This is a genomic window from Cyclobacterium amurskyense (assembly GCF_001050135.1).
Classification (GTDB): Bacteria; Bacteroidota; Bacteroidia; order Cytophagales; family Cyclobacteriaceae; genus Cyclobacterium; species Cyclobacterium amurskyense.
On sequence record NZ_CP012040.1, the window covers coordinates 5,728,337 to 5,743,188 of the forward strand.

The window sequence follows — 14,852 nt, forward strand, 5'->3', positions numbered from 1 at the left end:
GTTCAACCTGTTAAATATAAATTTCTGAATAATAATTGTTTGCCTCTATCTTGATACGCTCAACACTAGGGTTGGGAAATTGTAATTCACTCAAATCATCATTGGGCTCATCAAAATCTGAATCCGATAGGATCTGAACGAAACCGTTTTTGGTCAGTGGTTTGGGAGAGTTGGTCGTTACACTTGTATTATTCGCAATCTGGTGGTAGGTCCAAAAAGTACTTCTATTATTAAAATGAAGCTTAAAAACCGTGGGATTTAACTTAAGTGTACCATTTACATTGGTAACGTTTAGATTGCCATTTTCTCCCTGCATTCTAATAAGTAGTAATCCTTTGGCTTGAGCCCCTGCCCTTTGGCTGAGCGGATCTGCAAAGTAAGAATCAATGCTTTCACTTGGCACAAGAAAATCATCAGTAAATAACCTGTCTTCACTTTCCAAGGGTAATAAATCGAAGTCTATCCCCTCAAAATGCGTTGGAACAAAGTTTGAAAGCAGCATTTTTTCCTCTGAAAGTGGATTGATAGCCGTGTAATTTTCAAAATACGGGTCTTTATAATTTATAAGAAATGCCAATACCAAATCTTGGTCTAAAGGAATAAAACTTTCCTGAACATTCTGATCTGATACTCTAGTAAAAACAACCAAGCCTTCCTTTGAATATTTAATCAGCAATTGAAATCGTTTTAGGATTTTATCGGTGGCCTTTGTAGGCATTATGTGAAGAAAATCCTGCCAATTGTATTTTCTTAAAGTCAACTGCCTGGCTTTTTCATCCAAGTCTTCATGCTCAATAGCTCCACTATTAAGGTGGTATGCGTGATGCACCTTAAGCGTGAATAGTTTTTTATATTGAGTAGATAACATTGTCAGTTCTTGTGTTTAACATCCGAATGGACACTTTCTATCAATGGCCCTTCACTATGCGTCATGTCCCTTTCCATAGGTAGAAGATTCAGTTGATACAAGACAGAAGGCAATTGCTTACCACCAAGTGTACCCCATATAAAATTCATCTCCTCAAAAGTGGGGGTATACAACTCTACAGTGAAATTAAAATTCCCTACATTCTCCATTGCCTCTAGTTCCCTATTGAAAACAGTATTGGCTTGGGTAAAACGTTTTTTCCCCTGGAAAAAATTAATTACGGCTGATAGATCAATTAGTGAATTGCTGTATACATTCCTGTTTGCAGAAAAAAGGAGAAAAAGGTGAAGGTTAATTACCCTATTCCTGTACTGCACCTTATTGTCATTGACATAATGGTTTGAAAAATTCTTTAATGTTCCTTCTTCATGAAGGTTTACAAGTGTCAACACCATTTTGTCCCTCATCCCATCAGCGGCCTCAGCCGCTCCTTCAGCTAGGGCGATATTATCTATCACCAATTCGGAGTTTTCCAGCCCCACTTCCTCAAAATAATGGTTAATCTGCTCTTTTAATATTTGAAAAACTTCAAAAATCATAGGTCAGTTATACAGAAATTAAACATCAAAATAATAGGCATAGCAGCATATGCACCTGATCATAATCAAATAATATTGACTTAAAAGTAGTAATCAAGGTCCGGGAAAAATGATAAGTAAACCTATTTGAAGTTCGCTTATTACAGTTGGTTATCTCAAGACCTAAATTGTGAACTCTTTTTCAATTTGGGTGAAATTTATAATATTTCCAAACCTTTTAATGTAAAAATTTGATTTAAAAAATAAGTTTAATCACAACTAAAAGTATTGATTTGATTATAGACAAATATAATAGGATTAAACCAATTAATTGCAATGCATTCACCATTGAATAGGGAAGTATATAAAAACATAATAACTTGGAAAACCACTACTTCGTAATAAAATTGACAAGTTTTGGATTAAACTAAAAATAGTAATGAAAAACATTTGCAATGTCCTTTTCTATAATCCTGACAAACATTTGTGAATTCCCCAACCCCAAAAATTCATGCCTATAATTGCCCCATTTTTATATACGAAAAAGCTCAACTCCTAATGGCGTGAAATAAACTAGCCAGGAGTGGGCAACTCATGAAATAAACAATGTTTACACCGAGATTTTGAGGCGTATGGTTATCACTTTTCTGCAACAATGCTTACAAAAAACCACCCGCATAAGCATGAACCCAAATGGAAGGCAGACTAATAATTTGGAAACTTTCACAAAATACTCTTTATTAAACAGCCAAAAAAATGGTTATTTGCCAAGCATATAGATAATGAAATGAAAAATATACTGGTCCTGATGGCCCACCCTAAATTGGAGCATTCAAAGGTGATTGCCAGATTAATGGCTTCCATTAATGGTCTGGAAAATATCGAAATTACAGATCTTTACGAGCGCTATCCAGATTTTAATATTGATGTGCAACACGAGCAGGAAATGCTTATCAGTGCAGACATTGTGATATTGATGCACCCCCTATATTGGTATTCTGCACCTCCTTTGATGAAACAATGGATAGACCTGGTTCTGGAATACAACTGGGCCTATGGACACAAAGGCATTTACCTCAAAGGCAAGTACCTTTTCAATGCGATCAGCACGGGTGGTTCCATAGACGCTTACAGTACAAAAGGTCATCATGGTTTCCCCATAAAGGAATTCTTACTGCCCTTTAAACAAACAGCAAGGTTGTGTAATATGGTCTACCTACCCCCTTTCCATATTGCCGGCACCCATAATATTACATCAAAGAAGTTGCAGCAGGAGATCAATGACTTTAAAGCACTTATCTTACACCTGCGAGACAATCCAAATTATTATAAATTGGAACAGCTTCCTTTTTTAAATGATTTCAAGCAATAGCACTATGGAAAATGGATTTTTATTTCAGGCAATCATCTACCTTTCAGCGGCTGTTATTTGCGTTCCCTTGGCAAAGAAAGTTGGAATGGGTTCCGTATTGGGCTATTTATTGGCAGGTATTGTAATTGGCCCTTACCTTATGGGTTTTATAGGTGAAGAAGGTGAGGACATCATGCATTTTGCAGAATTTGGAGTAGTCATGATGCTCTTCCTTATCGGTCTGGAATTGGAACCTTCCAAACTTTGGAAAATGCGACAGATGATCACTAAGGTTGGCCTTTCTCAGGTATTGGTAACCACCTTGATCTTCTTCGGAATACTCTATTTAACGGGTATAGGCTGGCGCCAATCTTTGGCCATAAGTACTTCTCTTGCCCTTTCCTCTACAGCCATCACCTTACAATCGCTCAAAGAAAAAAATCAAATGAATACGGCAGCAGGAAGAAATTCATTTGCTGTGTTACTGATGCAAGACATTGCCGTCATACCCATTTTGGCCATTTTGCCACTGATAGCCCTTGCTGCCACTTCTGAAGCTGATGTTGGCCATATGAGTCCCATAGCCCAATTCCCTGGCTGGTTACAAACATTACTGGTTTTTGGGGCAGTGATCCTGGTGGTGATATTGGGAAGGTACGTAATGGTACCCATGCTCAGACTGGTAGCAAAAACCAGGTTGAGAGAGCTCTTTGTTGGGGGTGCACTATTGGTTGTACTAGGAATAGCCTTTTTAATGGAAATGGTGGGTTTAAGTCCGGCTTTAGGTACCTTCCTGGGCGGTGTGATATTGGCCAACTCTCAGTTCAAGCACGAACTGGAAAGTGATCTAGAACCCTTTAAAGGCTTACTATTGGGATTGTTTTTTATTGCGGTGGGCGCTTCTATTAATTTTGGCCTAATCAGTGAGAATGCATTGATGGTATTTGCCATCACCCTATCCGTGTTGTTAATAAAAAGCCTTGTCCTTTTTGGCATAGGTAAAGTGAATAAAATCAGCCTTGATCAAAACCTCATTTTTGCCCTGGGCCTAAGTCAGGTAGGTGAATTTGCCTTTGTTACTTTTTCATTTGCTACAGAACTACATATACTGAATGAAAAAACAACAGAAATACTCATGGCTGTGACGGCTTTAAGCATGACTTTCACCCCATTGCTTATGCTTTTCAATGAAAGGCTGCTACTAGCTAATATAGGCACTAAAAACAAAGAAGAGAAGCCCCATGATGAGATGGAAGAAAGCAATAAGGTGATTCTTGCAGGATTTTCTCATTATGGCAGTACCGTGGGTAGATTTTTGAGGGCCAATGGTATCAAAGCCACCATATTGGATAGCGACTCGGATCGGGTGGAACTGCTGCGGGAAATGGGCTTTGAGGTATATTATGGAGATGTAACCAGAGCAGATCTGCTGGAGATGGCTGGAGCCAGGGAAGCTAGCATTTTGATTTCAGCAATTAGGGACCCAGACACCAATTACCGGTTGATAAGCATGGTTCAGAAGCACTTCCCACACCTGGAACTTATGGTAAGGGCACAAAACAGAATGGATGCCTTCGAGTTTATGGAAATGAAAGTGCCCCATATTTACAGGCAAAACCTGGACAGTGCGGTGAGAATGGGCAAAGATGTATTGATCAAACTAGGCTTTAGGGCACATACTGTACACCGACTGGCACAGAATTTTATCAAATACGATGAAGAAGGATTAACGGAATTGGCGAAGGTAAAAGACGACAAAAAAGCCTATATCAAAACAGTAAAAAAAGCCATAGAAATGCAGGAAAACCTACTTTCCTTTGAACTAAACCGACGCTTCAGCCTCAACGACCACGCCTGGGACTCAGAAACAATTAAAGATGGAGAGGAAAAGAACAAGGAATAGCGTGGCTTCGACAAGCTCAGCAACCGGTATGGGCTGGTTTATGTTTAGCGAAGCGTAACCTAAACCTAAAATGAAGAAATTTTTCAACTTTTTAAAAAAGCACTCTGAATCTGCAACGGTTTGTAGAATTGATTTCTCGCTAAGACGCTAAGACGCAAAGGGGGTTGGTTACTTATTTGGAATGCCTATACCTTTGAATTGTTATTGTAGATGCTCATTTTACTTGGAGGAAAAAAAAATTCTTTGCGACTCCGCGGCTCTGCGTGCAACGGTTTGTAGGATTGATTTCTCGCTAAGGCGCTAAGACGCAAAGGGGGTTGATTGCTTTTTTTTGAATACCTATACCTTTAAATTGTTATTATAGATGCTCATTTTACTTGGAGGAAAAAAAATCCTTTGCGACTCCGCGGCTCTGCGTGCAACGGTTTGTAGGATTGATTTCTCGCTAAGGCGCTAAGACGCAAAGGGGGGTTGGTTGCTTTTTTTTGAATACCTATGCCTTTAACCAGTTAGTTAAGGATTTTAGCTATTTGTCTTGAACTAAAGACAAAATATTATCCTTTGCGACTTTGCGGCTCTGCGTGAAACCGTTTGTAGATTTGATTTCTCGCTAAGGCGCTAGGACGCAAAGGAGGTTGGTTACTTATTTGGAATGCCTATACCTTTAAATTGTTATTATAGATGCTCTTTACTTGGAGGAAAAAAAATCCTTTGCGGCTCTGCGTGCAACGGTTTGTAGGATTGATTTCTCGCTAAGGCGCTAAGACGCAAAGGGGGGTTGGTTGCTTTTTTTTGAATACCTATGCCTTTAACCAGTTAGTTAAGGATTTTAGCTATTTGTCTTGAACTAAAGACAAAATATTATCCTTTGCGACTTTGCGGCTCTGCGTGAAACCGTTTGTAGATTTGTTTTTCTCGCTAAGGCGCTAAATACCTAAGGGGGTTAGAGTATTTATTTTGTGTTTTACTTATTATATTCATGCAAATATTATACTTATGGCCTCCTTTATAAAATACTTTTGTTTTTGCATATGCATGCTTTCTATACCATTAATGGCTGCGCAAGCTCAAAGTTTAAGTAATAACAATCAAATCATCACTGGTGCTGATCGAACAGAGGAATACCTTCCCTATTTGAAAGGTAAAAGAATAGCCATTATGGCTAACCCTACTAGCATAATCGGAGAAAAGCACCTGGTAGACAGCCTTCAATCTCTAGGGGTGGAGATTGTCAAGGTGTTTGGTCCGGAACATGGCTTTCGTGGCAATGTGGGGGCAGGCGTGCATGTGAAGGATGAAATAGACAGTAAAACAGGTATTCCCATTGTTTCACTTTACGGAGCCAAAAGAAAACCTTCCAAAGAAGATTTGGAAAACGTGGATCTTTTGATTTATGATTTACAGGATGTTGGCTGCCGCTTCTATACCAATATCAATGCGTTGGTACGCCTTATGGAAGCCTGTCATGAGAATAACCTGGAATTGCTAATTTTGGACAGACCAAATCCCAATGGCTACCTTATCGATGGCCCAGTTTTGGACATGAAATACAAATCAGGAATAGGCCAATTCCCGATTCCTATGTCTCATGGATTGACAGTTGCAGAATTTGCTATGATGGCCAATGGTGAGGGATGGCTGGAAGACAAGGTGCAGTGCAAATTGAAAATTATCCCGGTAGCCAATTACACGCATGACATGCCTTATACCCTGCCCGTCTCTCCTTCTCCCAATTTAAACACCCAACAGGCCGTTCTTCTATACCCTTCTACCTGCATGTTTGAAGGCACCTATGTCAATCATGGCCGGGGCACCTATTTCCCATTCATTGTCTTTGGAAGTCCTGCTTATAAAGGTATTTACTCCTTTTCATACACCCCAAAAAGCATAAAAGGAATGTCTACCAGCCCTTTATTTATGGATCAGGTATGTTATGGCCTTGACCTGAGGAATTACGATACGGATTTACTGAGAAAATCCAGACAAATAAATTTAAAGTGGATCATGGAGCTTTACAAAAATAGCCCGGAGAAAGAAATTTTTTTTGATGGAAGTCTAAGCAAACAAATGAACAATATCGAAATACAGATAGGTTCTGGATTGTTCCGGCAGCAAATCATCGACGGTGTGCCAGAAAGTGAAATTCGAGCAAGCTGGGAACCGGGCTTGAGTAATTATAAATTGATGAGAAAAAAATACTTGCTTTACCCTTGATGGGAAATAACTATTACTGATTTTATCAAGGTGGCATTGAAATTGAAGTACGATTTGAAATAAAAACACAGCTGGACAAGTTTCGGCATTTGTGGGAATAAGAAATGGTTAAAAACGTAAGGAATATGAAATTTGATTGGTTGAAAACCCTGGTTTTTAGTGCGGCAGTAATCGTTGCAGGATTTTTCATAGGTAACATGCACAAAATTGGCAAGCAATACGACCGAACAGTGCAAGTAAAAGGCTTGTCCGAACGAGAGGTAGATGCGGACCTTGCGGTTTGGCCCATTAATATTTCACTAACAGCCAATGACCTGAATGTACTGAGTGGTGATATAGAAAGACAAAATAAAGAGGTCTACAACTTTTTTATTGGCCAAGGCTTCAGTGAAGATGAATTGACCAAAGGAAGTACCAATATCAGTGATGTTCGGGCAGATCGCTACAATACCAATGCTCAGTACAGTGAGTTTCGATACTTAGCCAAGTCTGAATTCACCGTTAGGACCAAGGACCTTGGTAAACTTCAGAAAGCACTTTCAGAATCACTCACACTCATGTCAAAGGGCATCTTATTAGAATCGAAAAACACTTGGAGACCCATTGAATATATATTCACAGGCTTGAATGAGCTAAAACCCTCCATGATTGAAGAAGCAACAAAAAATGCACGCGAAGTAGCAGAAAAATTTGCCCGCGATTCGGATTCTAATGTTGGAGAAATCAGAACGGCAAGGCAAGGCTTATTCACGATTAACGACAGGGATGAAAACACACCCCAAATCAAAACCGTTAGGGTGGTCACCACCATTGACTTTCAATTGGAGGACTAAGCCTCCCCTATTTTCTCTAATATTTTATAAGTAATCAAATAGGCAGGCCTCACCCCATCCGTTCCAAGTGCTCCGGAGGCTAGGGTACTGCCCGTTTCCAAAGGATTGTCAGAAGCATAATAAGCATACATTACTTTAACGTTTTTGCGTATGCTGTTTCTAATTTTACTTGCAGATTGAATGGCTTTCTGGTAATGCGCGCCTTCCATTTCCAGTCCTGCGGCTTTCCATGAAGATTCCATAAAATAACCCAATACCTCCTTATTTTGAAGAGATGTACCTAAAACAGTAATCATTGGCCCGTCATATACTCCTAATCCGTATCCTTCAAAATCAGTGGCATTCAATTCGTTTTTGAAAGGATAATTGTCTGCAGTTCCTTCAAATACATGGGCATTTGGGATCATAATGTCCCCTTTCTTCCCTTCCAAAATCCCCGCTTTCCCCATAATAGAAATGGTGGTAATGTTCAATGGAATTTGTTTATCTCCAAGCTCATATGGTTTTAACAATTCATCCAAACATTCATAAGCCTGCTCACCAAAAGCATAATCCATCACTACCAATACTGGCCGTTTCTTTTTACCTTCAGGCAGTTTTACTCCAGGAATCAAAAGGTCGGAAACCATCTTGTCTGTATCAATTATCTGAACACCAATATTGGTTCCTGAAGAGTCTGGCACTTGCGTCAATCCATGCTTCAAAGCATAGGCTAAAATCTCCTTTCCTTTACTTCCTTTGCCATTTACACTGATTTCCATGGCCATATCCTCAATGGAATCATAATCCGCCAAATCTAAGGCCTGGTACCCGTATATGGTATTGATCACACTGTGAAGGTTAGCACTAATCACATGTATGGGCCTTGCCAACAAATCTTGCTCATCCAGTACAGCTTTGATCGTATTGGCCCAAGATTCACCATATACGTGATGTCCTACTCTTTCCCTCAGCGTTGCCGAAAAAGATATCTCTCTGTCTCTTTCTTCCAGCATTTCTTCCATTGACAACCTTCCCATATGGTAAATAATAGAAAACAGGCTGTTGCTATTTATAGAATTCTCAAATTTCTGAACCGCATTCTTGGTTTCCTCAAAGGTTCTTCCGGTCAGGTGGCTAAGGTAGGAACAAGCAGCTTCCTTATTGTACTCCTCTCCTCTGATCTCCTTCTCCACAACCTCTTTCAATTTTTTCCAGTTGAGATTGATCCTTCCTTTGGGATCTGTGCTGTTCTTACGGATTTTCTCTGACTCTATGTATAAGAAAGTAAGGTGAGTAAGTATATCATAAATATCACTCTTCCCTCGAGTCATCTCAACGTACATCTGTTCCTCATCTACACGATAGCAGTTTCTTTTTCTTTTTGAGGGAATTAAGGGAGGAAATCCAGAGTCTTCATAGCCTTCCCTACTGATCAGGCGTATGTACCTGCATTCTTCTATGCCTTGGGGAAGTCGCTCCATAACATATAACAATCCTTCCAACTCAAGTTTTTCTGAATCATTTACCAAACCGTAGATCTCCGGGCTTAAAGTAAGTAAAGCTTCAACCAAAGATTCTCCAGAAACCCCCGTGGGCTTATAATTTCCTCGCATAAAAAGATGACGCATGGTAATGTACAAGCGTTCAATGGCTGCCCTGGATTCTTGTGCTTTAGTTCTTTTCATATTGTTGAGGTTTAAAAATTAGGTAAAATTACAAAATTTTATTCTGCTTAGAGAAAAATAAAAGTTGATTTAACAAAAACACAATTTTATACAATATAAATCTGGGCCGAGAAGTTTAGAAAACTTCATTAGGAAATTTTACCCAACTTAATTTTTATTACTCCGTCGGTATTCCCTAAGTGAGGCGTTATCCCTTCATTCTCTAAAGTAATAAGCCCCTTTTCATGCAACCAAGCAACCGCCCTATTTTCATCATCCATAAAACTTTCCCAATTACTGGGAAAAATCCATTTAACAACTTCCGTGGGACAGAAAGACATTTCTTTTTTTCGTTTGGCCATTTCCATTGTTGCCAATACTAAGATACCCTTATCGAGATAGTTCATTTTAAAAAAATTTCAATTGTCCATTGCCTTTAAATTGACTGAAGTCGAGGGAAGGCATTTTTGACTCCTTAGGGAGGTATTTCCTAATAGAAAGCTGCACCAAATCCGAAATCGATTTTGCTAACACTCCTTCACCTTTAATCCTTCTACCCCATTCTGTATCATTGGCTTTGCCACCATGCAATGCTTCTATTTGATGCATTACTTTATCAGTTCTATCAGGAAAATGCTCTTCCATCCAGTTTCTAAATAATTCTTTCACCTGACCATTCAACCTGACTACGGTATACCCCACTTTCCTAGCACCGGCTTCGGCCGCTAATTGGATAATTTGCGGAATAGCTTCAGTATTAATGCCAGGAATAATCGGCGCAACCATAATGCCAGAAGGTATTCCAAGCTCAGAAAATTTACGAATCAATTCAATTTTCTTTTGCGCTACGGCTGTTCTAGGCTCAAGAAGTAACTTCAGTTTATTGTCCAGGTGATTGATGGAAAAATAGACATGCACCAGATTTCTTTCAGACAGTGCTTTTAAAATATCTGTGTCTCGTTCTATAAGGCTGTTTTTAGTAATCACACTTACAGGATGCCTGTATTCAAGACATGTTTCAAGGATTTTCCGTGTGAGTTTATACTTGCTTTCCGCAGGTTGGTAGCAATCTGTATTCCCTGAAAGCATGATGGTCTGTGGCTGATAATTCTTTTTTTCGAATTGTTTTTTCAGCTGGGTAGGAAGGTCAGTTTTTACCAGAATATTGGTTTCAAAACCTAATCCTGAATCATAACCCCAATTTTGATGTGAGTTTCTAGCGTAACAATAGATACAGCCGTGCTCGCATCCCTGGTAGGGATTTACAGAGTAATTCAGCGGCAAATCAGGACTATCATTGACACTAAGTGCTGATTTTGTGTTGACATTTATAAATTTGGTGGGAGGATTTTCCTCATATTCAGGAAGATCAATTCCTTCAATGTGCTCCTGTACCAGACTGGCTTTTTCATACTTATTACCCGGCTGATGTCCCGTACCTCTTCCCTTAAAATCCGCAGCTTTCATAGGGAGCAATGTATAAAAATAGCAGTAAAAAACCTTATCAGGTATTACAAACCATGATAAAAGCTGGAGGGAAATTCTTCAGCGTAAATGCCGTCTTTATGGTACTAAAATGCATTGCAAACTGAAAGCGCAATAAATAAGAGTAGCAAATCTGAATAAAGAAACCACTAGGTTTGAGCATCAAGCTGCTTTTCTCGTAAATGGCAGTTCTTGATTCTTTTGCAATAAGGCTAAAAGGTAGAGAGGATAAAATTAAATCTACCGGATTACCTCCAAGGTGCTGATCCATATTTTCTGCTGAGTCACAAATTATGACAACATTGTCTGAACCATATTGCTTTTTCAGATTTTCGCAAAAATGCTCACTAATCTCAAAAACATAAAGCACCGCATCTTTATCCATCCGTTCGATAATACCTTTGGTAATGCTTCCGTCTCCTCCTCCAAGCTCCACAATGACCTTCGCACCTTTGAAATTAGCAAAGGACAGCATCTTATTTACCAAAGACTTTGAACTAAATGTTACAGCGCCAGTAGTTTTAATATTGACAAACAATTCTTTAAAAAGCGAACTTTTATTCATTAGTTAATTGAATTAAACCAGGGTTGAGCTTTAAAACCTTCTGCAATTGAATTTTATAAATATTTAAATACCATCACAAATTTCAAAGTTACTAAAATCAACTTCATAAAATTCATTTTATTTCAAAAAAAGAAAAATTCATTTTGATAAAACGAAGTAAACTTGCCAAGAACCATTCTCGGGACAAATACCAACATTTAACAAATAACTATTCAAATATTGAGTATTAAACCTTAATTTTAGCTTTTAGTTACGCACAAAACACTAAAAATGAAGTCGAAAAAACAACTCATTTTATCTAATTTTGCTGTCTTTTTTGCTTGCATGCTTTTAATTCTAGGCCCTGCACGAGCTCAAAGCGACAGAAATGGAGACAGGAGGGTTACCTCCAGTTATTTCATTTCGAACGCCACAGTGATTCCTACAGCCGGTAAAATTCACCGCAATTATGATATTGTCTTCAAAGATGGTATCATCACTCAAATAGGAAAAAACCTAACGGTACCCAAAGATTCAAAAGAAATAAAAGGGGAATCCCTTTTCGTTTATCCCGGATTTATTGATTTGGGAAACCAATTAGGCGTTCAGCCACCAGAGCTTCCTGATAGGCCCAGTGATTTTGACACCTCTAACCCAATCCCGGAATTGGCGGGAATCCACCCTCAGTTTTCCTCAGCAGACCATTATAAGTTTTCCGAAAGTGATGAAAATGAAATGAGAAAACTCGGTTTCACCATTGCTCAAAAAATACCAGTAGGAAATGGAATGTTACCTGGAACGACTACTATAGTCATTTATGGGCATGAGAAAAATAATAACCTGCTTAAAGAAGATAAATCTCTGTATTTTCAATTCAATACTGTAGGCGGTGTTTACCCACATACCAAGTTAGCTGTAATGGCGAAGTGGAGAGATCTTTTCCAAAACGCAGTTCTTTATCAGGAACATACTGCTATATATGAGAAAAATAAATTAGTGAAGAGGGTCACAACAGATCCGGTATTAGAGGCATTGATTCCTGTAACTCAGAATCAGAAAACGCTCTTGGTAGCCGGTAGAAATGAATTGGATGTTCGAAGGGCCCTGAAAATGCAAGAAGATAATAACTTTAAACTTATTTTACTTGGAGTAAATGAGGGACCAGAACTTATCCCCATCCTTAAATCCAAACAAGTTGGGGTAATACTAAAACTTGCACTAACTGATGACAATTTCTTAGAAGGCCTGGAAGGTGAGGAACAAGGAAAGGATTACGAGGAAAGGCTTAAAAAAGGCCAAGAAGCCTATCTTGAATCCTTGCGTTTAGCTTCGAAGTACGAAAAAGAGGGAATCCCATTTGCATTTACCAGCTTGGATTTAGATAAAAAGGATTTTTTCAGTAACCTAAAACTTATGGTAAGCAATGGGCTTTCCAAAGATGTTGCCCTTGCAGCCTTGACCAGCAATCCTGCAAAACTTCTTGGTATCGAATCCATTAGCGGTAGCATTGCGCCGGGAAAAATGGCCAATATGGTAATTATGACAGACAGTCTCTTTTCTAAAGATGGAAAAGTATCAATGGTTGTTAGTGATGGTTACTTGTTTGATTACACTGAAGAAAACAGCCCGGAAAAACCCGGAAATCAGGTTTGGACCTATGCCGCGGAAACCCCTGTAGGCCAATCGAAAGGCAGCTGGGAATTTTTTAAGAAAAACGAGCAATGGAATGGCACTGTCTCCTATGACAGTCCTAAAGGAACTGGAATCAAAAAGACTAAAATGGAAAACCTGGAGCTTAAAGACGATTCTTTGTCTTTTTCCTTTAAGGTTGAAACCGAAGAGGCTGTTTTAGATGTAACGGTAACAGGCACTATTAATGAAAACAAGTTTGAAGGCAGTATGGACATTTCAGGTTATAACCAATTTACCGTACAGGCTACTAAAAAAGAAAAACCGAATAACAACCATGAATAAGAAAAGACAGTTACTGGCTGGTTTATTAATTTGGTTGAGCGTGCAAGTCTCTGCGCAGGAGAATCAATCAGGAGATGTATTGATAAAAAATGCCCAGGTTATTACTATAACCAACGGTACATTGGATAACACAGATGTTTTGGTTAAAAATGGCATCATCGCAGAAATCGGAACCAATCTAAAAGCATCAAAAAACACCAAGACAGTGGATGCTTCAGGACAATTTTTAATGCCTGGGATCATTGATGCGCATTCCCACCTTGCCCTTGAAATCATCAATGAAGCCAGCAGTCCGATCACTGCGGAAGTTCAAATGAGCGATGTTATCGACCCATATGATATTTCAATCTATAGGGCTTTGGCAGGAGGCACCACCATCTCTCATGCCATGCATGGATCTGCAAACGTAATTGGTGGACAAAACGTGACCTTAAAACATCGCTATGGAACCCATGATCCAGATAGGCTAATAATGCAAGAAGCTCCAAGAACAATTAAATTTGCCTTGGGAGAAAATCCAACACGGGTACATGGCATAGGGAAAAACCTTCAACCCCGATCCAGAATGGGTGTAGAGGCAGTCATAAGAAATGGTTTTGAAGAAGCTCTACAATACAAATCCGCCTGGGAAAAATGGAACAAGGAAAAGCAGAAAAAAGAAATTACTACTGCCCCGCCAAAATACAATACCAGACTGCAAACACTCGTGGATATATTGGATGGCAAAATAATCATTCATTGTCATTCTTACCGGGCAGATGAAATCTACATGCTGATCCAAGTATGCCAAGAATACGGTATTGACAAAATCGTGTTTTCACATGTCAATGAAGGGTTTAAAGTAGCCCCTGAACTGGCAAAATACACCATGGGAGCTTCGGTATTTTCTGATTGGTGGGCTTATAAGTTTGAGGTTTACTATTCCACTGCCTACAATGCAGCAATCCTAACCAAAAATGGCGTAGTGACCTCAATTAATTCAGACTCAGATGAACTCATCCGGCACCTTTACCATGAAGCAGCTAAAACACAGCGGTATGGAGGGCTTACCGATGAAGAAGCATTGTCTTTGATAACTATCAACCCCGCCAAACAATTGGGCATTGATAAATACGTAGGCTCTATAGAGGTAGGCAAACAGGCTGACCTGGTTTTATTTGACAAGCATCCGCTTTCTATTTACGCCATCCCGCAGATGACCTGGGTAGATGGAATTAAGTATTTTGATAGGAATACAGATCAAGCTGACCAAAGGTTAAAAATCAACCTTAAAAGATCTCTTGACCCATATCGTATAAGCAGCGGAACACATAACTGCATGCAAGACGCTCAAGCGTTGTTTACTGAAAACCACCACCATTAATAGTTGAAAATGAAAAGGCAAGTCAATTTCCTTTATTATAGAAGGGTTCAAATGAAAAAATTAAACCTATTAATTTGGTGTTGTTGTTTACTC

At 39.1% G+C, this 14,852-nt stretch carries 12 protein-coding genes; 6 read left to right on the forward strand and 6 right to left on the reverse strand.

All coding sequences use genetic code 11. From position 1 onward, the window contains the following. Positions 1-10 precede the first annotated feature (10 nt). Together CA2015_RS22700 and CA2015_RS22705 are read right to left on the reverse strand one after the other, a co-directional pair. The gene (locus tag CA2015_RS22700; protein WP_048643971.1) at positions 11-868 is read right to left on the reverse strand and encodes a hypothetical protein; all 858 of its coding nucleotides are present in this window, start codon (positions 866-868) and stop codon (positions 11-13) included. A 2-nt stretch (positions 869-870) separates the two neighbouring features. Beyond that, entirely contained in the window at positions 871-1,467 is a 597-nt protein-coding gene (locus tag CA2015_RS22705) for a DUF4255 domain-containing protein (protein WP_048643972.1), read from the reverse strand. A 766-nt stretch (positions 1,468-2,233) separates the two neighbouring features. Here CA2015_RS22705 and kefF point away from each other — a divergent pair. The 4 genes from kefF (at position 2,234) to CA2015_RS22725 (ending at position 7,747) form a co-directional block, all read left to right on the forward strand. Continuing rightward, entirely contained in the window at positions 2,234-2,818 is a 585-nt protein-coding gene (gene kefF, locus CA2015_RS22710; RefSeq protein WP_048643973.1) for a glutathione-regulated potassium-efflux system oxidoreductase KefF, read from the forward strand. Between the two features lie 4 nt (positions 2,819-2,822). Further along, a complete protein-coding gene (locus CA2015_RS22715) occupies positions 2,823-4,700 on the forward strand; it encodes a monovalent cation:proton antiporter-2 (CPA2) family protein (protein WP_048644705.1) in 1,878 nt (625 codons plus the stop codon). 1,053 nt (positions 4,701-5,753) lie between these two features. Further along, complete coding sequence (locus tag CA2015_RS22720) at positions 5,754-6,914, forward strand: exo-beta-N-acetylmuramidase NamZ family protein (RefSeq protein ID WP_240477874.1); 1,161 nt, start codon at positions 5,754-5,756, stop codon at positions 6,912-6,914. Between the two features lie 125 nt (positions 6,915-7,039). Continuing rightward, positions 7,040-7,747: an SIMPL domain-containing protein gene (locus CA2015_RS22725; RefSeq protein WP_048643975.1), complete on the forward strand. Its 708-nt coding sequence runs from the start codon at positions 7,040-7,042 to the stop codon at positions 7,745-7,747. On the opposite strand, the gene CA2015_RS22730 is transcribed toward CA2015_RS22725, so the two are convergent. The 4 genes from CA2015_RS22730 to CA2015_RS22745 all read right to left on the reverse strand — a co-directional run bounded on the left by CA2015_RS22730 (position 7,744) and on the right by CA2015_RS22745 (position 11,443). Next, positions 7,744-9,414, reverse strand: coding sequence for a DUF6909 family protein (locus CA2015_RS22730; RefSeq protein ID WP_048643976.1), 1,671 nt, complete (start codon positions 9,412-9,414; stop codon positions 7,744-7,746). The two genes, CA2015_RS22725 and CA2015_RS22730, sit on opposite strands and share 4 nt — an antisense overlap. A gap of 128 nt (positions 9,415-9,542) precedes the next feature. Next, a complete protein-coding gene (locus CA2015_RS22735; protein WP_048643977.1) occupies positions 9,543-9,800 on the reverse strand; it encodes a DUF3253 domain-containing protein in 258 nt (85 codons plus the stop codon). A 1-nt stretch (position 9,801) separates the two neighbouring features. Continuing rightward, positions 9,802-10,860 (reverse strand): PA0069 family radical SAM protein, encoded by a 1,059-nt coding sequence (locus tag CA2015_RS22740; protein WP_048643978.1) that lies wholly within the window; start codon positions 10,858-10,860, stop codon positions 9,802-9,804. Positions 10,861-10,897: 37 nt separating this feature from the next. Continuing rightward, positions 10,898-11,443, reverse strand: a complete 546-nt coding sequence (locus CA2015_RS22745; RefSeq protein ID WP_048643979.1) for a class I SAM-dependent methyltransferase — start codon at positions 11,441-11,443, stop codon at positions 10,898-10,900. A 270-nt stretch (positions 11,444-11,713) separates the two neighbouring features. Here CA2015_RS22745 and CA2015_RS22750 point away from each other — a divergent pair, with 270 nt between their 5' ends. Continuing rightward, complete coding sequence (locus tag CA2015_RS22750; RefSeq protein WP_157470573.1) at positions 11,714-13,396, forward strand: amidohydrolase family protein; 1,683 nt, start codon at positions 11,714-11,716, stop codon at positions 13,394-13,396. After that, a complete protein-coding gene (locus tag CA2015_RS22755; RefSeq protein WP_048644706.1) occupies positions 13,389-14,759 on the forward strand; it encodes an amidohydrolase family protein in 1,371 nt (456 codons plus the stop codon). The genes CA2015_RS22750 and CA2015_RS22755 overlap by 8 nt, the downstream gene beginning before the upstream one ends. The last annotated feature ends 93 nt before the right edge of the window (positions 14,760-14,852 follow it).